Source organism: Sphingomonas sp. LR55, assembly GCF_036856015.1.
Taxonomy (GTDB): domain Bacteria; phylum Pseudomonadota; class Alphaproteobacteria; order Sphingomonadales; family Sphingomonadaceae; genus Sphingomonas.
Genome location: NZ_JASPFO010000001.1, coordinates 2,270,192 through 2,290,815 on the forward strand (window position 1 = coordinate 2,270,192; position 20,624 = coordinate 2,290,815).

Annotated in this window: 21 protein-coding genes, 1 other RNA gene and 3 pseudogenes; 22 read left to right on the top strand and 3 right to left on the bottom strand. The window is 65.0% G+C overall.

The features are described 5' to 3' along the window. Nucleotides 1-26 precede the first annotated feature (26 nt). Entirely contained in the window at nucleotides 27-443 is a 417-nt protein-coding gene (locus tag QP181_RS10835) for a hypothetical protein (RefSeq protein WP_333928519.1), read from the top strand. Nucleotides 444-521: 78 nt separating this feature from the next. Beyond that, complete coding sequence (locus QP181_RS10840) at nucleotides 522-800, top strand: hypothetical protein (protein WP_333928520.1); 279 nt, start codon at nucleotides 522-524, stop codon at nucleotides 798-800. A 239-nt stretch (nucleotides 801-1,039) separates the two neighbouring features. On the opposite strand, the gene QP181_RS10845 is transcribed toward QP181_RS10840, so the two are convergent. Further along, nucleotides 1,040-1,822, bottom strand: coding sequence for a crotonase/enoyl-CoA hydratase family protein (locus tag QP181_RS10845; protein ID WP_333928521.1), 783 nt, complete (start codon nucleotides 1,820-1,822; stop codon nucleotides 1,040-1,042). Nucleotides 1,823-1,915: 93 nt separating this feature from the next. On the opposite strand from QP181_RS10845, the gene QP181_RS10850 reads away from it, so the two are divergent. Next, a complete protein-coding gene (locus QP181_RS10850) occupies nucleotides 1,916-2,371 on the top strand; it encodes a PaaI family thioesterase (RefSeq protein WP_333928522.1) in 456 nt (151 codons plus the stop codon). Next, nucleotides 2,368-2,763 (top strand): PaaI family thioesterase, encoded by a 396-nt coding sequence (locus tag QP181_RS10855; RefSeq protein WP_056065922.1) that lies wholly within the window; start codon nucleotides 2,368-2,370, stop codon nucleotides 2,761-2,763. Before QP181_RS10850 ends, QP181_RS10855 begins: the two co-directional genes overlap by 4 nt. A 162-nt stretch (nucleotides 2,764-2,925) precedes the next feature. Here QP181_RS10855 and QP181_RS10860 read toward each other — a convergent pair. Beyond that, nucleotides 2,926-4,051 (bottom strand): annotated as a pseudogene (locus QP181_RS10860) (PQQ-dependent sugar dehydrogenase). A gap of 178 nt (nucleotides 4,052-4,229) precedes the next feature. On the opposite strand from QP181_RS10860, the gene rimP reads away from it, so the two are divergent. The 17 genes and pseudogenes from rimP to QP181_RS10940 all read left to right on the top strand — a co-directional run bounded on the left by rimP (nucleotide 4,230) and on the right by QP181_RS10940 (nucleotide 19,619). Beyond that, nucleotides 4,230-4,826, top strand: a complete 597-nt coding sequence (gene rimP / locus QP181_RS10865) for a ribosome maturation protein RimP (RefSeq protein ID WP_333928523.1) — start codon at nucleotides 4,230-4,232, stop codon at nucleotides 4,824-4,826. Next, on the top strand, nucleotides 4,826-6,601 hold the full coding sequence (gene nusA / locus QP181_RS10870; protein WP_333928524.1) for a transcription termination factor NusA: 1,776 nt from the start codon (nucleotides 4,826-4,828) through the stop codon (nucleotides 6,599-6,601). The genes rimP and nusA overlap by 1 nt, the downstream gene beginning before the upstream one ends. After that, nucleotides 6,601-6,839: pseudogene (locus tag QP181_RS10875) on the top strand (tautomerase family protein). Before nusA ends, QP181_RS10875 begins: the two are co-directional and overlap by 1 nt. 195 nt (nucleotides 6,840-7,034) lie before the next feature. Next, nucleotides 7,035-7,772 (top strand): DUF448 domain-containing protein, encoded by a 738-nt coding sequence (locus QP181_RS10880; RefSeq protein WP_333928525.1) that lies wholly within the window; start codon nucleotides 7,035-7,037, stop codon nucleotides 7,770-7,772. Between the two features lie 32 nt (nucleotides 7,773-7,804). Next, nucleotides 7,805-8,104: a translation initiation factor IF-2 associated domain-containing protein gene (locus tag QP181_RS20020; protein ID WP_443027589.1), complete on the top strand. Its 300-nt coding sequence runs from the start codon at nucleotides 7,805-7,807 to the stop codon at nucleotides 8,102-8,104. 10 nt (nucleotides 8,105-8,114) lie between these two features. Then, nucleotides 8,115-10,622, top strand: a complete 2,508-nt coding sequence (gene infB, locus QP181_RS10885) for a translation initiation factor IF-2 (protein WP_443027590.1) — start codon at nucleotides 8,115-8,117, stop codon at nucleotides 10,620-10,622. A 113-nt stretch (nucleotides 10,623-10,735) separates the two neighbouring features. Continuing rightward, a complete protein-coding gene (gene rbfA, locus QP181_RS10890; RefSeq protein ID WP_056051571.1) occupies nucleotides 10,736-11,125 on the top strand; it encodes a 30S ribosome-binding factor RbfA in 390 nt (129 codons plus the stop codon). 370 nt (nucleotides 11,126-11,495) lie between these two features. Further along, nucleotides 11,496-12,071 carry a thymidine kinase gene (locus QP181_RS10895; protein WP_056051578.1) on the top strand — a complete coding sequence of 192 codons (576 nt, stop codon included), beginning with the start codon at nucleotides 11,496-11,498 and terminating at the stop codon, nucleotides 12,069-12,071. A gap of 143 nt (nucleotides 12,072-12,214) precedes the next feature. Next, nucleotides 12,215-13,238, top strand: a pseudogene (truB, locus tag QP181_RS10900) (tRNA pseudouridine(55) synthase TruB). Nucleotides 13,239-13,256: 18 nt separating this feature from the next. Then, nucleotides 13,257-13,526, top strand: a complete 270-nt coding sequence (rpsO, locus tag QP181_RS10905) for a 30S ribosomal protein S15 (RefSeq protein ID WP_055881152.1) — start codon at nucleotides 13,257-13,259, stop codon at nucleotides 13,524-13,526. Nucleotides 13,527-13,771: 245 nt separating this feature from the next. Then, on the top strand, nucleotides 13,772-16,219 hold the full coding sequence (gene pnp / locus QP181_RS10910) for a polyribonucleotide nucleotidyltransferase (protein ID WP_333928526.1): 2,448 nt from the start codon (nucleotides 13,772-13,774) through the stop codon (nucleotides 16,217-16,219). A 141-nt stretch (nucleotides 16,220-16,360) separates the two neighbouring features. After that, nucleotides 16,361-16,729 carry a response regulator gene (locus tag QP181_RS10915; protein WP_207894111.1) on the top strand — a complete coding sequence of 123 codons (369 nt, stop codon included), beginning with the start codon at nucleotides 16,361-16,363 and terminating at the stop codon, nucleotides 16,727-16,729. An 85-nt stretch (nucleotides 16,730-16,814) separates the two neighbouring features. Beyond that, nucleotides 16,815-17,234, top strand: a complete 420-nt coding sequence (locus tag QP181_RS10920) for an SGNH/GDSL hydrolase family protein (protein ID WP_333928527.1) — start codon at nucleotides 16,815-16,817, stop codon at nucleotides 17,232-17,234. Continuing rightward, nucleotides 17,218-17,601 (top strand): GDSL-type esterase/lipase family protein, encoded by a 384-nt coding sequence (locus QP181_RS10925; RefSeq protein ID WP_333929616.1) that lies wholly within the window; start codon nucleotides 17,218-17,220, stop codon nucleotides 17,599-17,601. The genes QP181_RS10920 and QP181_RS10925 overlap by 17 nt, the downstream gene beginning before the upstream one ends. A 22-nt stretch (nucleotides 17,602-17,623) precedes the next feature. Beyond that, a complete protein-coding gene (locus QP181_RS10930; protein WP_333928528.1) occupies nucleotides 17,624-18,481 on the top strand; it encodes an acyltransferase family protein in 858 nt (285 codons plus the stop codon). Next, a complete protein-coding gene (locus tag QP181_RS10935) occupies nucleotides 18,457-18,771 on the top strand; it encodes a hypothetical protein (protein WP_333928529.1) in 315 nt (104 codons plus the stop codon). The genes QP181_RS10930 and QP181_RS10935 overlap by 25 nt, the downstream gene beginning before the upstream one ends. A gap of 116 nt (nucleotides 18,772-18,887) precedes the next feature. After that, nucleotides 18,888-19,619 carry a hypothetical protein gene (locus QP181_RS10940; RefSeq protein ID WP_332754684.1) on the top strand — a complete coding sequence of 244 codons (732 nt, stop codon included), beginning with the start codon at nucleotides 18,888-18,890 and terminating at the stop codon, nucleotides 19,617-19,619. Between the two features lie 48 nt (nucleotides 19,620-19,667). Here QP181_RS10940 and ssrA read toward each other — a convergent pair. Next, nucleotides 19,668-20,022: a transfer-messenger RNA gene (gene ssrA, locus QP181_RS10945) on the bottom strand. Nucleotides 20,023-20,123: 101 nt separating this feature from the next. Between ssrA and QP181_RS10950 the strand changes: the two genes are divergently transcribed. Further along, entirely contained in the window at nucleotides 20,124-20,555 is a 432-nt protein-coding gene (locus QP181_RS10950; RefSeq protein ID WP_132735874.1) for an RrF2 family transcriptional regulator, read from the top strand. Nucleotides 20,556-20,624 lie beyond the last annotated feature (69 nt).

Consider the following 20,624-nt stretch of genomic DNA (forward strand, 5'->3'; position numbering starts at 1 on the left):
GGGCGGGGATTTTGAGGAGCGTTGCGATGCGGATGCGGACCCTACCACTGTTGATGCTGCCGGCTTTACTGCTTGGCGCGTGTACGCAGACCCAGGCGGATGTCGAGCGGGCGCAGGTGCGCGAGGCGGGTGTGCAGGAGAAGCTGGCGAAGGAACTCGCCGGGCTGGTGCCGGGCAAACCCGAGACGTGCATCAACCAGTTTCCGCAAAAGCAGAGTTCGGGCTACGGCGCGACGATCCTGTACCGGGTAAATAAAGGGCTGGTGTATCGCAGCGATACCGTCGGCGGGTGCGAGGGGATCGCGCGCGGCGATATCCTGGTGACGCGGACGCCGAGCGGGCAGCTATGCCGCGGCGACATCGCGCAGACGTTCGACCAGACTTCGCGCTTTCCGACCGGGAGCTGCAGCTTCGGCGACTTCGTGCCGTATCGGAAGCCATGATGCGCGCGGTGCTTCTCGCGGCCTTGGCGCTGCCTCTTCTCGCCGGCCGATCGGACCCGCTGGAGGGGCGGATCGCGGGTGCGCCGGTGCGGTGCATCGATCTTCAGCAGCTCAACGGGCCGGAGATCGTCGATCTCGCAGACGATCCTGTACCGGCAATCTGGCAAGCGGATCTGGAAGACCGGGCCGGTCGGCGAATGCCCGTCGCTGCGGCCCCTCGATACGCTGATTGTGGACGCTTATGGCGGGCAATTGTGTCGGAACGATCGGTTTCGGACGGTGTCGGCGGGCATGTCGATCCCGTCGGGCTATTGCCGGTTTCGGGATTTCACGCCGTATGACAAGGCGGCGAAATAGGGTTTTCTCACCTCATCAGTAGCGCACCACCCCGGCGGAGGCCGGGGCCCAATTGGGGACGGTGTGACAATCGCAGCGCTCCGTTACTACGACCTTTCCAATTGGGCCCCGGCCTTCGCCGGGGTGGTGCTCAGGGGTAGCGCCCTCCCCTCCGTCATCCTGACGAAAGTCAGGATCCAGAGCCGTGAATGGCACCGTGCGTTACCCTGGATCCTGACTTTCGTCAGGATGACGGGAGTTCAGTCCGCGAATACCGCTGCCCGCTTCTCCGTGTTCGCGCGCACCTGTTCGACTTGGTTGGGCGTGCGGATGACCTTTAGCTGCTCCTCGGTTTCGGCGTGGAGGATCGCGGTAGCATCCGCATCTGCTGCGAGGTTGTAGAGGCGCTTCGAGCCCTGGATCGCGTGGGGGTTCCTCGCTGCGATCTCGCGGGCGAGCATCATCGCTTCGCCGAGCGGGTCTTCGGACAGACGCGTTACGAAGCCGTGCCGCAACGCTTCCGCACCGTCGAACTCGCGGGCGGTGTAGGTGAGTTCGCGGAGCACGTCGTCGCGGGCTAGCGTGCGCCATAGCGCGATACCGGCCATGTCGGGGACGAGGCCCCAATAGGTCTCGCGGATCGCGAAGCGCGCGCCCGGATGTGCGATGCGGATGTCGGCGCCCGACATGATCTGGAACCCGCCGCCGAACGCGACGCCGTGGACTGCAGCGATGACAGGCATCGGTAGGGTGCGCCAGCCCCAGGCGACCTGCTGGGGGAGATTTGCGCCCTCCGCTGTCCGCTCGCCGAGCGCCAGCCCCGAGCCACCGCTCGCCATCGAGGCCATGTCGAGACCGGCGCAGAACGCCTTGCCCTCGCCCGAGAGGACGACGCAACGGACTTCGGCCATGCCCTTAAGTTGGTCGATCGCGGCGGCGATGCCTTCGAACATCGCGGGGTCGATCGCGTTCATCTTGTCGGCGCGGTTGAGGCGGACGTCGGCGATGCCGTCGGCGACGCTTATTGTGACCCGGTCATTCATTCTGGCGATCCTCTCGATCTTTGCGGGAACGCTAACCGGCCCCGCGCGCCCGCAATGTTGCGCGCGTTCACACGGCGTGTAGAGGCTCCGCGCATGGCTGGTTTTGATCCACAATGGTTTGCGACGCGCGGGTTCGGCGGGCACGGCGCCGCGCTGGGGATGCGCTATCACGCGCATGGCGACGACTGGGCGGAGCTTGCGCTGCCCTATGACGAGCGGCTGATCGGCGATCCGGCGAGCGGCGTGATCGCGTCGGGGCCGATCATCACGATGATGGACATGGCGACGAGCCTGGCGATCTGGATCAAGCGCAACGCGTTCGTGCCGCATGCGACGCTCGACCTGCGGGTCGATTACCTGCGGCCGGCGACGCCGGGAAAGACGGTGATCGGGCGCGGGGAATGCTACCGGATCACGCGCTCGATCGCGTTCGTGCGCGGGCAGGCGCATGACGGCGATCCGAGCGATCCGCTGGCGCATGTCGCGGGGACGTTCATGGTGGTGGGCGATGTTGCCGGCATGGGTCTCAACAGAATGATCGAGGCATGACGATCGGCTTGCCACCTTATGCGGAGATTCTTCGCGTTTCGGTCGAAGCCGAGGATGGGGCGCCACCTGTGTTGCTGATGCCGTTTGCGGATGACGTGCTGGGCCGGCCTGGGTTCTTGCATGGCGGCGCGATCTCGGGGTTGCTGGAGATGGCGGCGATCGCGGCTTTGCAGCATGCGTTGGAGGCTGAGGGTGGTGCCGACGCGCGGATCAAGCCGGTCAACGTTACGGTCGATTTCATGCGGGGTGGTCGGGATAAGCCTACGCGGGCGGCTGGGGTTGTGACGCGGTTGGGGAACCGGGTGGCTAACGTCGAGGCGACCGCGTGGCAGGACGAGCGGGAGAAGCCGATTGCGGCGGCACGGATGAACTACCTGATCGTGCGCGACTGATCTTCCTCTCTCCCGCAAGCGGGAGGGGACCGAGGGTGGGCACGCGGTTTCGGCGTTAGCTGCCGGTGCGATGAAGATTCGCAGACTGAAGCGATGACGTTGGAGGTGAGCGCGTGCCCACCCTAGCCCCTCCCGCTTGCGGGAGGGGGATGGTGTTGTGGCTTACTTCGCGGTCAGTTTTAGCAGGCGGCCTTGGGAGTCGCCGCCGTCTTCCAGGAGCCAGATCGCGCCGTCGGGGCCTTGTTCGACTTCGCGGATTCTTGCTCCCATGTCCCATTGGTCGCCCTTGGCGGCGTTGGTGCCGGTGAGGTGGACGCGGACGAGGGACTTGGAGGACAGGCCGCCGATGAACGCGTCACCCTTCCACTGCGAGAACATGCTCCCCGAATAGATCATCAGGCCGCCGGGGGAGATCACCGGGTTCCAGAACGCCTTGGGCGGCTCGTAACCATCGCCGGGCTTGTGATCGGGGATGTCGGTGCCGTCATAGTTGCTGCCGTTCGAGGCGTTGGGCCAGCCGTAGTTGAGGCCGGGCTTGATCAAATTGACCTCGTCGCCGCCCTTCGGCCCCATCTCCTGCTCCCAGAGATTGCCCTGCTTGTCGAACGCGATACCGAGCAGGTTGCGGTGGCCGTAGCTCCAGATCTCGGGCGCGAAACCCTTGGACGCGAGCGGGTTGCCGGGGGCGGGCTTGCCGTCGAGCGTGAGGCGCAGGACCTTGCCGAGCGTCATCTTCGGGTCTTGCGCGGGGGTGAACTTCTGCCGCTCGCCGTTGGTGAAGAACAGGTATTTGCCATCGGGCGAGAAGGCGATGCGGCCGGAGTAATGGCCGTTGCCCTCGACGAACGGCCGCGCGCTGAACAGCGCCTCGATCTCGCCGAGACGCGTGCCACCGCCGCCATCCGGACGCAGGCGACCGCGGGCTAGGACGACGCCCTTGCCGCCCTCGCCTGCAGTCGAATAGCTGAAATACACGCGCTGACTGGTCGCAAAGTCGGGGGCGAGGACGACGTCCATCAGCCCGCCCTGCCCGGCCGAATCGACCGTGAGCGTGGCGACCGTTTGGCGCGACTTGCCGTCGGCGGAGACGAGCAGCATCTGGCCCTTCTTCTCGGTCACGAGCATACGCTTGTCGGGCAGGAACGTCATCGCCCAGGGCGAGATCGAAATCGGCGACCACGGTTTCCTTGAAGGGCTTGCCCGCCGCGGCCGGCTGCGCGGAACAAGCGGTCGAGGCGAGCAGCGTGGTTGTCAGCAACCCAGTGGCAAACAGCGTTTTGCGAATCATGATCTTCTCCCGGAAATCCCTGCGCTAACGCAGCGTACTAAACGAAGGTTGCTCCCGCTTGCGGACGGGCGCCACCCTGCGTATAGGGACATCACTTCTCTACATCGCCAGATGAAGAGGCTGCGGGGCTTGCTCCGCGGCGGCAATCACCTGTGCTTTGGCCCTGTTTGGAATTTCGATGGCGAATATCGCCCTGCTGACCGACCTGATCGAACCCGAGGCGACCGCGCTCGGCCTCAGCCTCGTGCGCGTGCGCATGCAGGGCGGCAAGTCCGATCCGACGTTGCAGGTGATGGCGGAGCGCCCCGACACCCGCCAGCTGCTCATCGACGACTGCGCCGAGCTGTCGCGCCGGATCTCGGACAAGTTCGACGCGCTCGAAGCCGAGGGCAAGGACCCGGTCGGCGAGAACGCATACCGTCTCGAAGTATCGAGCCCCGGTATCGATCGCCCGCTGACCCGGCTCCAGGACTTCGCCGACTGGGAAGGCCAGGAGGCGCGCATCCGCCTCGTCGAGCCGTTCGAGGACCGCAAGCAGATTTCGGGCAATCTGATGGGCGTCGAGGGGACGAAGATCACCGTCGACGTTAACAAGCACAAGCTCATGACGATCGACTTTTCGCAGGTCGCCGACGCCAAGCTCGTCATGACCGACCGTCTCATCGCCGCGACCGCGCCGCTTTCTACCGAGGGCGCGGACGAGGTTTTCTATCAAGATACGCCCACCGATGAGCCCGATGCTCACGAGGCCGACACCGAAGAAGGACAGCATTGATGGCCACGGCAGTCACCGCAAACCGCGCGGAACTGATCGCGATCGCGAATTCGGTCGCGTCGGAGAAGATGATCGACAAGGCGATCGTGATCGAGGCGATGGAGGACGCGATCCAGCGCGCCGCCCGCTCGCGCTACGGCGCCGAGAACGACATCCGCGCGAAGCTCGATCCGAACACCGGCGATCTGCGCTTGTGGCGCGTCGTCGAAGTGGTCGAGGCGGTCGACGATTATTTCAAGCAGGTCGACGTCAAGGGCGCGCAGAAGCTCCAGAAGGATGCGGCGCTTGGCGACTTCATCGTCGATCCGCTGCCCCCGATCGAGTTCGGCCGCATCGCGGCTCAGGCCGCCAAGCAGGTCATCTTCCAGAAGGTCCGCGACGCCGAGCGCGAGCGTCAGTTCGAAGAGTATAAGGACCGCGCCGGCGAGATCATCACCGGCGTCGTCAAGCGCGTCGAGTTCGGCCATGTCGTCGTCGACCTGGGCCGCGCGGAAGGCGTCATCCGCCGCGACGCGCAGATCCCGCGCGAAGTGGTGCGCGTCAACGACCGTATCCGCTCGCTGATCCTCAACGTGCGCCGCGAGAACCGTGGGCCGCAGATCTTCCTGTCCCGCGCGCATCCCGACTTCATGAAGAAGCTGTTCGCGCAGGAAGTGCCCGAAATCTACGACGGCATCATCGAGATCAAGGCTGCAGCCCGCGATCCGGGTTCGCGCGCGAAGATCGGCGTCATCTCGCATGACTCGTCGATCGATCCGGTCGGCGCCTGCGTCGGCATGAAGGGCTCGCGCGTCCAGGCCGTCGTGCAGGAAATGCAGGGCGAGAAGATCGACATCATCCCCTGGTCGCCCGACATCGCGACCTTCGTCGTCAACGCGTTGCAGCCGGCCTCGGTGTCGCGCGTCGTGATCGACGAGGAGGAAGAGCGCATCGAGGTGGTCGTTCCCGATGATCAGCTTTCGCTGGCGATCGGCCGTCGTGGCCAGAACGTGCGGCTTGCGTCGCAGCTCACCGGCAAGGCGATCGACATCCTCACCGAGGCCGATGCGTCGGAGAAGCGCCAGAAGGACTTCGTCGAGCGCTCGGCGATGTTTGAGAAGGAGCTCGACGTCGACGAGACGCTCGCGCAGCTGCTGGTCGCCGAAGGGTTCACGAACCTCGAAGAGGTCGCCTATGTCGAGGTCGAGGAGATCGCCGGCATCGAGGGCTTCGACGAGGATCTGGCGGGCGAGTTGCAGAACCGTGCGACCGAGGCTCTGGAGCGTCGCGACGCAGCAAGCCGCGAAGAGCGTACCGCGCTCGGCGTCGAGGATGCACTGGCCGGCATGCCGTATCTGAACGAGGCGATGCTGGTCACGCTCGGCAAGGCGGGCATCAAGACGCTCGACGACCTCGCCGATCTCGCGACCGACGAGCTGGTCGAGAAGAAGCGCGTCGAGCCACGTCGTCGGAATGAAGATGCGCCGAAGCGGCCTGAGCCGAAGGGCGGGATTCTCGCCGAGTATGGCTTGAGCGACGAGCAGGGCAACGAGATCATCATGGCCGCCCGTGCGCACTGGTTCGAGGACGAGGCTCCCGAGGCTTCTGCTGACGACGTCGAGGCGGACGAGACTCCGGTGGAAGAGGCTTCGGCTGACGACGCCGTGGTCGAAGATGCTGCGACTGAAAAGACGACGGCCGACGAAGCCGTTGCTGAGGACGTTTCGGCGGACGACGCTTCGGTCGAAGACGCGGCGGACAAGACCGACACGAAGAGCGGGGGCGACAAGGCCTGATGCCCTTCGTCAGCATCCGCATCTCGGGGTCCGCCACCAAGGACCAGAAGTCCGGCATCGTCGCCGACGTCACCCAGTCGCTCGTGCAGCGGCTGGGAAAGAACCCGGCTGCGGTACAGATCGTGATCGAAGAGGTCTCGACCGAGAATTACGGCGCGGGGGTCAGCTGCTGGTCGACCGTGACGCTCCAAAGACGACTCCAGCGCAGGAGGACGCACATGCGGAACCCTCCCGATGAGGCGCTAGGCGCTACCGACACCCTACCTTCCTCCCCTCCCGCAAGCGGGAGGGGACCGAGGGGTGGGCGCCCGGCTTCGGCTAAAGGCGACGCTTCGGCCAAATCCCACGCTTCCAAGGCGAAAGCCAAGGGCGGCAAAGGTGGTGAGCGCGAGCCCACCCTAGCCCCTCCCGCTTGCGGGAGGGGGATGACGACTTGCCCGTCCGCAAGTGCATCCTTTCGGGCGAGCGCGACGGGCGGCCCCACCTCGTGCGACTCGCGTTGTCGCCCGATGGCCAGATCCTTCCCGACGTGCGCGCCAAGGCTCCCGGCCGTGGCGCGTGGATCGGTGTCACGCGAGTCGAGCTCGAAGCCGCGATCAAGAAGGGCAAGCTCAAGGGCGCTCTTTCGCGCGCGTTCAAGACCGGCGAGTTCATCATCGATCCCGAGCTTCCCGCCAAGATCGAAGCCGCGCTCGAGCGTAACGCGCTCGACCGGCTCGGGCTCGAATCGCGCTCGGGGACGGTGCTGATCGGCTCCGACCGGATCGAGCAGAACGCGCGCCAGGGCAAGCTGAAGGCGCTGTATCACGCGTCCGATGCGGCCGAGGATGGCAACCGCAAGCTCGATCAGGCGTGGCGCATCGGCAACGATGTCGAGGGCTCGGGTTTGCGGGGGTTGGCACTCCCGGTATCGCGCACCATATTGGCGTTGGCGCTGGGGCGGGAAAATGTGGTACACATTGGCCTGACCGACCGCGCTGCAGCAAAGCGGGTGAGCGAAGCGCTCGACCGTTGGCTGCTTTTTATCGGCCCCGAACCTTCTTCCGTGTCTTGCGAAACGGCCTCGCAGGGCGCATCGGCGTCACCACAAAATGGGGCGCCACCGATACAACAGGCGTCCGGATCGACCGGAACACGCCCGGCCGTGGACATGACTGAGGAATTTGAGTGAGCGACACGGACAACGAGAAGCCGAAACTTGGCATGCGCGCACCTTTGGGTGTGAAGCGCACGGTCGAGACCGGCCAGGTGAAGCAGAGCTTCAGCCACGGCCGATCGAATACGGTGATCGTGGAAACCAAGCGCGCGCGTCCTGCGCCGTCCGGGCGAGCCCGACGTGCAGGTCGCGGATGCCGCACCGGTTGCCGCGCCCGCCCCGGCGGCTGCCCCCGCAGCCCCGGCACCGCAGGCGCGTGCACCGCAGCCTGCGCCCGCCCCCGTGCGTCAGCAGCAGAGCAATCTGTCGCCGCAGGAGCGCCAGGCCAAGCTGCTCCGCGAGGCTGAAGAGCAGCGCATGAACACGCTGGAAGAAGGGCGTCGTCGCCAGGAGGCCGAGCGCGCCAAGGCGGTCGAAGACGAGCGCAATCGCGTCGCCGATCGTGCGCGTGCCGAGGCTGAAGCCAAGGCGCCGAAGCCCGTCGAGGCTCCTGCGCCCGCACCGGCCCCTGTGGTCGAAGCGGCTCCCGCTCCGGTCGCGGCACCGACGCCAGCGCCTGCGCCGGCCCCGGTCGAAGCGCCCGTCGCTGCGGCACCTGCCCCGGCACCGGTTGCCGCGGCACCTGCGCCTGCACCGAAGCCCGCTCCGGTCGCTGCTGCTCCTGCGCCGGCTCCCAAGCCTGCGCCGGCGCCTGTTGCTCCGCCGGCACCGCCGCCCATCATCGAACTGACCCGCGATCCGGCGTTCCCGGCACCGCGCCGGTTCTCGCCGGTGGCGCGTCCAGAGCGTCCTCCGCCGCCGCCAAAGCCTGTCGCAGCACCCGCTGCCGCAGCGCCGACCACGGCTGCGAATGCCGGCACGACCGCCGCGCGCCCCGGCGCGACCGGCGTCAATGCTCCGGCTGGTGGCGTTCGTCGCGACGCCGTGCCAGCGCGTCCGCAGCAGCGTGACCGCAAGGGTGACGATCGTCGCACCTCGGGCAAACTCACCGTCAACCGCGCGCTCGGCGATGGTGATGGTGCACGCGCTCGCTCGCTCGCCGCATTGAAGCGTGCGCGCGAGAAGGAGCGTCGTGGTAGCGGCGGTCCGCGCGAGGCGCAGGCCAAGCAGATCCGCGACGTCGTCGTCCCAGAGGCGATCACGGTGCAGGAACTCGCCAATCGCATGGCCGAGAAGGGTGCTGACCTCGTCAAGGCGCTGTTCAAGATGGGCATGCCCGTCACGATGACGCAGACGATCGATCAGGATACCGCCGAGTTGCTCGTCACCGAGTTCGGCCACAACCTGACGCGCGTCAGCGATGTCGACCAGGATCTGGCCAACGACACGATCGATGATGCCGAGGAGACGCTGAAGCCACGTGCCCCAGTCGTCACGATCATGGGTCACGTCGATCACGGCAAGACGTCGCTGCTCGATGCCCTGCGCGGCACCGACGTGGTGCGCGGCGAAGCGGGTGGCATCACCCAGCATATCGGCGCCTACCAGGTCACGCTGAAGGACAAGTCGAAGATTACCTTCCTCGACACCCCGGGCCATGAAGCGTTCACGCAGATGCGTGCGCGTGGCGCGGACGTCACCGACATCGTCATCCTGGTGGTGGCGGCGGACGACGGCCTGATGCCGCAGACGGTGGAGGCGATCGCCCACACCAAGGCGGCTGGCGTGCCGATGATCGTCGCGATCAACAAGATCGACAAGGAAGGCGCCAATGCCCAGAAGGTGCGCGAGCGCCTGCTGAGCGAGGAGATCGTGGTCGAGGACATGGGCGGCGACGTCCAGGACGTCGAAGTCTCCGCGACCAAGAAGATCGGTCTCGATGCGTTGATCGAGAAGATCCAGCTCCAGGCCGAACTGCTCGAACTGCGCGCCAATCCGGATCGCGCGGCCGAGGGTACGGTGATCGAGGCCAAGCTCGACAAGGGTCGTGGCCCGGTCGCGACGATCCTCGTGAACCGCGGGACTTTGAAGGTCGGCGACATCTTCGTGGTCGGCGGCGAGAGCGGCAAGGTCCGTGCGCTGGTCGACGACAAGGGCAAGCAGATCAAGGAAGCGGGTCCGGCGATGCCGGTCGAGGTCCTCGGTCTGTCGGGTGTCCCGGCGGCGGGCGATCCGTTCCAGGTGGTCGAGAACGAGGCACGCGCCCGCGAAGTCGCGGAATATCGTCGCAGCGTGAAGACCGACAAGCGGACCGCATCGGTTCCTGCCAGCCTCGAGAGCATGTTCTCGGCGCTGAAGGAAAAGCAGGCGATCGAATATCCGCTGGTCGTAAAGGCGGATACGCAGGGCACGGTCGAGGCGATCGTCGGGGCGATCAACAAGATCTCCACCGATCTGATCAAGGCGCGCGTGCTGAGCTCTGGCGTTGGTGGCATCACCGAGTCGGACGTCACGTTGGCGGCCGCTTCGGGGGCTCCGATCATCGGCTTCAACGTTCGTCCGAACGCCAAGGCCCGCGAGATCGCCGAGCGTCAGAAGGTCGCGTTCAAATATTACGACGTGATCTACGACCTGATCGACGAGATCCGGGCGGGGATGGCAGGCGAGCTCGGGCCGGAAGCGTTCGAGACGGTCGTCGGTCGTGCCGATATCCGCGAGGTCTTCTCGGCGGGCAAGCACGGCAAGGCGGCAGGTCTGCTCGTCACCGAGGGCAACATCCGCAAGGCGCTCAAGGCACGTATCACGCGCAACGACGTCATCATCTACCAGGGCGAAATCGCATCGCTGCGTCGCTTCAAGGATGATGTCGCCGAGGTCCGTGCGGGGCTCGAGTGCGGCGTGACGTTCACGTCGAACTTCGTCGACATCAAGGCCGGCGACGTCCTCGAGACGTTCGAAGTCGAGATGCGCGAACGCACTTTGTAACTAAAGCCCTCTCCCCTGCGGGGAGAGGGTTGGGTGAGGGGCTGTCCCAGGCGCTGGCGTATGCGGCGCCCCCTCACCCCCGCCCTCTCCCCGAGGGGGAGAGGGAGCTTAAGATGAAGACCGATACCCCAGAAGCAAAAGCCGTCCGCTCGTTGCGAGTCGGCGAACAGGCACGTCACGCCTTGTCGGACATCCTCGCACGCGGCGACGTCCACGATCCGGTGCTCGAAAAGCACCTCGTGACGATCACCGAAGTCCGCATGTCCCCCGACCTCCGCCACGCCACCGTCTTCGTGAAGCCGTTGCTCGGCAAGGACGAGGAAAAGGTGCTGAAGGCACTGCGCACCAACACCGCCTACCTCCAGCGCGAAGTCGCGAACCGGGTGCAGATGCGGTATGCCGCCAAGCTCAAGTTCCTCGCGGACGAGAGCTTCGACGAGGGCACGCATATCGACCAGTTGTTGCGGGATCCGCATGTTGCGCGGGATCTGACTGAAGATTGATAATGGGGGCCGTTTAGTGCCCCAGTCGCAGCGAGTCAGGCTGACGGCGGGATCGATTACAATAAATCGCGACCCATCCGGTTCCCTACCCCCTGACCCCTCGCACCCCCGCCCCCCTTTCCGTTCGTGCTGAGTAGAGACCGAGTAGCTTCGCAGAAGCGTATCGAGGGCTCGTATCGAAGCACAGGTTCCGCCCACCAACCTGTCCTTCGATACGCCGCTTCGACAAGCTCAGCAGCTACTCAGGACGAACGGATGGTGGTTGGGCAGCGGGTGGTGAGAGGTGGTCTTGCGGGAGCGGGTTTGGGAATTCCGAGCCATAGTGCACCGCTCCTCTGGACATCCGCCCGCCTTCCCGCTCTTTGCCCCCATGGCCAAGCTGTATTTCTACTACGCGTCGATGAACGCGGGGAAGTCGACGAACCTGTTGCAGGCGGACTTCAACTACCGTGAGCGGGGCATGCGGACGATGCTGTTTACCGCGGCGATCGACGACCGGTTCGCGGCGGGGACGATCACGTCGCGGATCGGGCTGGAGGCGCCGGCGATCGCGTTCGATGCGGGGACGGATATCGGGGCTTGCGTGGTGCGGCAGCACGGCGAGGACGCGATCTCGTGCGTGCTGGTGGACGAGGCGCAGTTTCTGACGTCTGCGCAAGTCGATCAGCTCGCGCATATCTGCGATGTGGTCGGGATTCCGGTGCTGGCCTACGGGTTGCGGACCGATTTTCAGGGGGCGCTGTTTCCGGGGTCTGCGCGGTTGCTGGCGCTGGCGGACTCGTTGGTGGAGATCAAGTCGGTTTGCGGGTGTGGGCGGAAAGCTACGATGAACCTGCGGGTCGACGGGAGCGGGCGGGCGATTGCCGAGGGGCAGCAGACCGAGATCGGCGGGAACGATCGCTATGTCGCGCTGTGCCGACGGCATTTTTGCGAGGCTTTGGGGTAGGCTTCACCCTCCGTCATCCTGACGAAAGTCAGGACCCAGGGTACCGAACACCGTCGCTTGTGGCTCTGGGTCCTGACTTTCGTCAGGATGACGGAGGGGATGGGGCTCGCTTCCGCCTCAATTAGAAACAATGGAACTCTCGCATGCATGGATGGATCATTCTCGACAAGCCGCTGGGACTTGGCTCGACGCAGGGGGTGTCGGCGGTGAAGCGTGCCTTGCGCAGCGGCGGGTATGGGAAGTTCAAGGTGGGGCATGGGGGGACGCTCGATCCGCTGGCCACCGGGGTTCTGCCGATTGCGGTTGGCGAGGCGACGAAGCTGGCTGGGCGGATGCTCGATAGCGACAAGATCTATGACTTTACGGTGATGTTCGGGGTGCAGACCGACACGCTCGATGCGGAGGGTGTGAGCATTGCTACCTCCGATGTGCGGCCGACTCTGGCGGCGGTCGAGGCAGTCCTTGCCCAGTTCACGGGGCCGATTTCTCAGGTGCCGCCGGCGTATTCGGCGCTGAAGGTGGATGGGGAGCGGGCGTATGATCTGGCGCGGGCTGGGCATAAGGTGGTGCTCGCGAGCCGGGATGTGACGATTTACTCGCTATCCTCCCCGGTACGGGGAGGGGGACCAGCGCAGCTGGTGGAGGGGGCTTCCGCGAGCGGGACGGTCTTGGTGAGCCCCCTCCACCACCGTCCAAGTGGACGGCGGTCCCCCTCCCCGTGCCGGGGAGGAATTGCAGGATGCGCCCCTGCCCCACTCCCCCATTGAGGAGGTCACGCTTACCGCGCATGTCTCGAAGGGCACCTACATCCGCTCGCTCGCCCGCGACATCGCGATCGCCCTCGGCACCGTCGGCCAAGTCACCATGCTGCGCCGCACCAAGGCCGGTCCGTTCGACCTCAGCGCCGCGATATCGCTGGACAAACTGGACGAACTCGCTAAGGCCTCCGCGCTTGAAGATGTACTTCTGCCCTTGAGGGTGGCGCTGGACGACATCCCGGCTCTCTCCCTCACCCCCGACCAGGCAGGGGCGCTCCGACAGGGGCGTATCTTGGCCGGGATCGCCGCAGACGATGGCCAATACTTCGCCGAACTGGACGCTGTCCCGGTCGCGCTGGTCGAGGTCGAGGACGGAGACGTCCGGGTCGTTCGCGGTTTCAATCTGTGATGTCGAGGACATGAATTCATGACGATTACCGCTGAACGCAAGACCGAGCTCGTCAAGGAGCATTCGCGCGCCGAGGGTGACACCGGTTCGCCGGAAGTCCAGGTCGCGATCCTGACCGAGCGCATCAAGAACCTGACCGAGCATTTCAAGGGCCACAAGAAGGACAACCACTCGCGTCGTGGTCTTCTCATGATGGTCAACAAGCGCCGGACGCTGCTGGATTATCTCCGTCACAAGGACGGCCAGCGCTATCTGGATCTGATCGCGAAGCTCGGTCTCCGCAAGTAACCAAGTAACCAGAGGGGCGGCCGAAAGGTCGCCCCTTTTGGCATCATGGCAAAATGAATTTAAACTGGCGGCGCGCGACAAGCAGCGTACCCCAATTGGGCCCCGGCCTTCGCCGGGGTGGAATTTAGGGAGAGGCAATTCGGCCGATCCCTTTAGGAGCGACAACTCGCTCCACACCGCCGCGGGCCGGCTAAGCCCGCACATAGGCCCCAAACGCATCTGGCGTTTGGAGTGAAGGAAAAAGAATGTTCGATACCAAGACCGTAAGCGCCCAGTGGGGCGGCAAGACGCTGACGCTCGAGACCGGCCGCGTTGCGCGCCAGGCTAACGGCGCAGTCCTCGCCACCCTCGGCGAGACCGTCGTTCTGTGCGCCGTGACGGCTGCACGGACCGTCAAGGAAGGGCAGGATTTCTTCCCGCTCACCGTCCATTACCAGGAGAAGTTCTCCGCGAGCGGCCGCATCCCCGGCGGCTTCTTCAAGCGTGAGCGCGGCGCGACCGAAAAGGAGACGCTGACCAGCCGTCTCATCGATCGCCCGATCCGTCCCCTCTTCCCCGAGGGTTTCTACAACGAGATCAACGTGATCTGCCAGGTTCTGTCGTATGACGGCGAGAACGAGCCGGACGTCCTCGCGATGGTCGCGGCCTCCGCAGCCCTGACGATCTCGGGCGTACCGTTCATGGGCCCGATCGGCGCGGCACGCGTCGGCTATGTCGATGGCGCGTACATCCTCAACCCGACTCTTGAGGAAGCCAAGGCTGGCGATCTCGACCTCGTCGTCGCCGCCACCGGCCAGGCCGTGATGATGGTCGAATCGGAAGCCAAGGAGCTTTCGGAAGAGATCATGCTCGGCGCCGTGCAGTTCGCCCACAAGGCCTGCCGCGAGGCCGCGAACCTGATCATCGATCTGGCCGAGATGGCCGCGAAGGATCCTTGGGAAATGGCCGAGCAGGCTGACCTGTCGACCGCCAAGGACAAGCTGAAGAAGCTGATCGGCAAGGACATCGCGGCCGCCTACAAGGTGACCGACAAGTCCAAGCGGTCGGACCTGCTGAATGCCGCTCGTGCGAAGGGCAAGACCGCATTTGCGGACGCGTCGCCGCAGGACCAGATGGCAGCCGGCAAGCTGATGAAGAAGCTGGAGGCGGAGATCGTCCGCGGCGCCATCCTCAAGGACGGCACCCGCATCGACGGCCGCACCACCACGCAGATCCGTCCGATCGAGGCGATGGTCCACTTCCTCCCGCGTACGCACGGCTCGGCGCTGTTCACGCGCGGCGAGACGCAGTCGATCTGCACCACCACGCTCGGTACGCGCGATGCGGAGCAGATGATCGATGGTCTCAATGGCCTGTCGTACGAAAACTTCATGCTGCACTACAACTTCCCGCCATACTCGGTCGGTGAAGTCGGTCGCTTCGGTGCGCCGGGTCGTCGCGAAGTCGGTCACGGCAAGCTCGCATGGCGCGCGCTGCACCCGGTGCTGCCGACCAAGGAAGAGTTCCCGTACACGATCCGCGTCCTGTCGGACATCACCGAGAGCAACGGCTCGTCGTCGATGGCGACGGTTTGCGGCGGTTCGCTGTCGATGATGGATGCCGGTGTGCCGCTCAAGCGTCCGGTGTCGGGCATCGCGATGGGCCTGATCCTCGAGGGCAAGAACTTCGCGGTTCTCAGCGACATCCTCGGCGACGAGGATCACCTCGGCGACATGGACTTCAAGGTTGCGGGCACGTCCGAGGGCATCACCACGATGCAGATGGACATCAAGATCGCCGGCATCACCGAAGAGATCATGGGCAAGGCGCTGGCGCAGGCCAAGGAAGGCCGCGCGCACATCCTGGGCGAGATGGCCAAGGCGCTCGACCACACCCGTGAGGAACTGTCGGCACACGCACCGCGCATCGAGAGCTTCCAGATCGACAAGTCGAAGATCCGTGAAGTCATCGGCACCGGCGGCAAGGTGATCCGCGAGATCGTCGCGCAGACCGGCGCCAAGGTCGACATCGACGACGAGGGCGTGATCAAGGTGTCGTCGTCCGACCCCGCGCAGATCGAAGCCGCGATCAAGTGGATCAAGGGCCTCGTCGAGGAAGCCGAAGTCGGCAAGGTCTATGACGGCAAGGTCGTCAACCTGGTCGATTTCGGGGCGTTCGTGAACTTCATGGGTGGCAAGGACGGTCTCGTCCACGTGTCCGAAATCAAGAACGAGCGCGTCGAGAAGGTGTTCGACGCTCTGACCGAAGGCCAGGAGGTCAAGGTCAAGGTTCTCGAGATCGACCCGCGCGGCAAGGTACGCCTGTCGATGCGCGTCGTCGACCAGACGACCGGCGAAGAGCTGGAGGACACGCGTCCTGCTCGTGAACCCCGCGAGGGTGGTGACCGTGGTCCGCGCGGTCCGCGTCGTGACGGCGATGGTGGTCGTGATGCTGGCGGCAACGGCGGTGGTCGTGATGGCGGCGGTCGTGGTCCGCGCGGCGAAGGCGGCGGCGGTGACCGTGGCTCGCGTGGCCCACGTCGCGACGGCGATGGCGGCCGCGACGCAGGCGGCAACGGCGGTGGCCGTGGTCCGCGTCGCGATGGCGGCGGTGGCGGCGCCCAGACTGAAGGCCGCGCTCCCCGCGCCGAGCGTACCGAGGGCGACAAGGCTCCCGAGTTCGCACCGGCGTTCCTGACGGGCGATCGCGACTAAAGCATTGCCGCACTGTGGTAATGTTGAAGGGGCTCGGGAAACCGGGCCCCTTTTTCTATGCGACGAGCGGTCCGTCGCATTGTTTCACAAAGAAGTCGGCCAAGCTCGGAACGGAGCGATCGGCCAGCGGTTCGAACCGATATGAAGAGTATGTCGAAGTCCGTGGTCCTCGTTGTCGATGATGATCCGCTTGTGCGCGTTCACTCCAACCTTGCGCTGGAGGATGCCGGGTTCGAGGTGGTCGAGGCCTGCAACGCCAGCGACGCCTTGGCGCGGCTGGAGGAACGGCCCGACATCGGCGCCTTGTTCACCGATATAAAGATGCCGGGCCAGCTCGATGGCGTCGGCTTGGCAAACGCCGTCTATGATCGGCGTCCGGACATCGCCATCCTCGTCACGTCGGGCGCCGGCGAGATTTGCGAGACCATGTTGCCGGGCGACGCTCGTTTCATTCCCAAACCCTATACCGGCGCACAGTTGAGCCGGCTGTTGCACCAACAACTCGATTGACGATGCCCGCCCCGATCGCAGTGAATTAACGTTTGGCTTACACCGTCCGGCTATGTCGTCTGGCTAGGGCAATGGGTGAGGCGCAGTGGCGCGAGGCGACGACGATATTCCTGGGGCTCGGCTTCACAGCGATAGCCGCCGTTACACTCGACCGGCTTCGCGGTGGGCCGAGCTGGGCAAGCTGAGCGTCGCCGCATCGGTCTTTGCGGTCGTATTCGGCGGCGGCGTGCTCGTGATGCAATCGCGCGCGGCGATGCGTGCGGCATCCGCCACGCTTCCCGGCGGCGGTCCGGCGAGCGGATGCGCGCTGTGGTTCATCGGCAGTTCGACGATCCACAAATGGAGCACGCTGGCGACCGACATGGCACCGTTGAACGCACGCAACCGCGGCGTCGACGGCGCTACAATGCCCGAATTGCTGCAGATGATCCGCAACGAGCCGCGCGGCACGCCGCCGCGCGATCGTCTTCTACGCAGGCGAGAACGATATCGCCAAAGGGGCTAGCGCCGCCGACGATATCGCCAACCTGCGGACGTTCTTGAAGCTGAAGTCAGCTAGATGGGGCAATCTTCCGGTCGTGATCGTGTCGCTGAAGCCGACGCCGACGCGGTGGGGCAACCTTCCCGAACAGACCGCCTTCAACACCGCAGCGCGCGCGATCGCGCTACGCACACCGGGTGCGACGTTCGTCAACATCGTCCCGCTGTTCCTGGTGAACCACCGTCCCGGCGCATTTTATGTCGATGACGGCATCCATCTCAATGCTGCCGGCTATGGCAGGCTGACCTCCGCGATCCAGCCGACCCTGAAAACCATCATACGGCATGCGCCCGCCCGGGCATGTCCCCAGCCGTCAGAAGCGCAATCTTGACCGGTCGGGCGATCGTCGGGCGATGAGCATCGGCGCGCCCGGCACCAGGATCGAAGGCCTGTCGATGTGGCGGGCGATCCTGATGCTTGGCGGCGTCATATTGCATGGCGCGATCGGCCTCGAGCATATCCCCATATTTGCCGCGATCCCGCTGATATCGCACGCCTTCCGGATGGGCAGCTTCATGCTGATCTCCGGCCTGTTGTGCGGTTACACCATGGCGCGACGCCGGTCGCCACTGGCGTGGCTGGGTCGGCGCAGCATCCAGATCGGCGTGCCGCTGCTGGTCGGGCTGCTCGTGATCTGTCCGCTGATCGGCTGGATGCTCGACGACCTCCCCGATCGCACGCGTTGGCCCTTCGTGTTGGCGCACGACTGGTATCACCTCTGGTTTCTCGTCGCACTGCTCGCCTATGCGCCGCTCAGCTATGCGTTTCACCAGTTCGATCGTCGCCACGGCGTGATCGGATGGATCGAACAGGCGATCGCCGACGGAGCGATCGGCTCGGGCCGGTCGGCGCAGACGGTCGTCCTGCTTGCCACCGCACTCGCCTCCTGTGCGCTGACGATGCTGACGCGGCAGATCCTCGCGGGCCATATCCCGCCGGATTATGCCGCGCCCTTGTCGCATATCCAGCTGATGCTCGGCTATGCGCCCTTCTATCTTCTCGGTTTCCTGCTCGCGCGGTCGCCGATGCTGTTCCGCGCGGTGACGCACTCGATCCGTATGCCGGTCATCATCCTGGTCTGCGTCGGTATCGTCTATGCAGGCTGGTTCGGCGGCGTGAGACTGGCGCTCGATCCGCTCCGTCGGGCGATCGTCGGCGACCTCGTCGAGCTGATCGGGATGGCGATATGCCCCCCGCCGCATCGGTCCTGATCCTGCGATCGGCGATCACGATACGGACCATCCCGACGATCGTCCGGCGGTTCGCGGATGCATCGTTCACGATCTACATCCTGCATTTTCCGGTCATCATCGCAGCAAAGCTCGTGCTCATGCACATAGCGTGGAACCCCTATGTCGAATTCTCGATCACGATCGTGGCAGCATCGGCGATCACCTATGCCGCGCATTTCCTGGCCGTCGAAAGATTTCCCCTGATGTCGTTCCTGCTCAATGGTCGCTATCCTGACTCGACAAAGCAGACCGAAGCAGTCCTTGTCTGAATCCCCAGGACTTGATCTATCGCAAGAGGCCGCCACCATCCTGTAAACTTGCTTGCCGGATCATCCGATTGCGATCATCGTCCGGTATCTGGGCATCGACTCGCGGGGGCGACAGGATGGCAACGGCGATTACGACAGGGGCGCCACAGCGCGGCGTCCTCGCGAGCGAACGGCGGTTTTTCCTGCTCATGGCACTTGCGATCGCCGCCACGGTTGTCATCGGCTTCACCATGAACGCAGCGCGGATGCACTGGAGTTTTCTGGCGCTGCCGCCGCAGGTGCATCTGCACGCGGCCGCGTTTTCGGCGTGGATCCTGCTGTACGTCGTGCAGAACTGGCTGATCGTACGCGGTTCCCTCAAATGGCATCGGCAGTTGGGCGCACTCGGTGCGGGTATCGCGGTCGTGATGGTGGTGCTGGGCATCGTCACCACCGTCATGGCGATCGAGCAGCACCGCGTGCCGCCATTCTTTCCGCCCGGCATCTTCCTCGTGCTCGACGTGCTGGGGGTGATCGGCTTCGGTATCCTGACCGCCTGGGCGATCGTGCTGCGCAGGCAGGCGGCGTGGCACAAGAGGCTGATGCTGTGCGGGACGATCCTCGTCATGTCGCCAGCGATCGGGCGCATCCTGCCGATGCCGTTGCTCGGCAAGTTCGCAGGGCTCGGGGTGTTTGCGGTGATGGCGCTTTATGTGATCGCGGGCATGGTGTTCGACGTGCGATCGCGCGGCCGCGTCCATTCCGCCTATTGGTGGGGCGGTGGCGTGTTGGTCGCGACGCAAATGCTGATCGGGCTGCTCGGAATAAGTCCGCCGGTGCTCCGCCTGGTGGAGCGTCTCGCCGCGTGATGTGGGGATAGTGGGGAGCTTCTGTTGCTCGGTGCCCCCCGTACCGCCGGTGTCCACTTCTGTTGCCCGGTGTGGCCCGAACCGCGCTTTCGTCCGTATAACTTAGGTCGTTAGACCGTCAGTTATGCGGCAATTGCGAGTGCTTCGTTATCGTTGGCACTTGTGTATGGGCCGTTGCGGTGGTCCCATTCCGAGCGAAACATAGCGTCGTTGAACACACGTCGATCCTAGTTCGACCCCGTCATCGTCCCCCTCTTGCGAAGAGGGCGGTGGTGGAGTCGCCGGGTACTGCCCCCGGGTCCGCTGTGTCTATGACACGCCACGGTTTATCGCCATAGCCGCCAAGAGAAGATTCCCCCGACGGCATGACCGATATAGGGGGCCGCATCGCGATGAAAAGCCCGGGCTCCGATGCTTTTTTATCGAGAAACGCCAATGTCCTAGCACGCGGCGTGCCAAACCGCCTTCCGCTCGCCACAAAGCGCGTGCATAGCAACCTGCATTATGTTGACGCAGCGCTCCCGCTACGCGCTCCGCGCGATGATCTTCCTTGGCGGTGCCCCCGCCGGTGGCCCTCCCATCCCAATGACGCGGATTGCCGCCGAGGCGAACGTTCCGCGGAAATTCCTCGAGCTGATCCTCGCCGACCTGCGTGAATCCGGGCTGTTGATCAGCCATCGCGGCAAGATGGGCGGCTATTGCCTGTCGCGGCCGAGCCATCTGATTTCGCTGGGCGAGATCATCCGGATCATCGAGGGGCCGCTCGCGCTGGTGCCGTGCGTGAGCCGGACCGCGTACCGGCCGTGCCTCGACTGCAAGAGCGAGGCGGATTGCGCGATCCGCTATGCGATGATGCGCGTTCGGGACGAGACCGCGCGGATCCTCGATGGGACGAGCCTGGCTGACGCCAACGCCGAGGATCTAGTCGCGGCGTAATTCTACCCTTCTCCCCTGCGGGGAGAAGGTGGCGCGGTAGCGTCGGATGAGGGGGCGTTGGGACCTCGT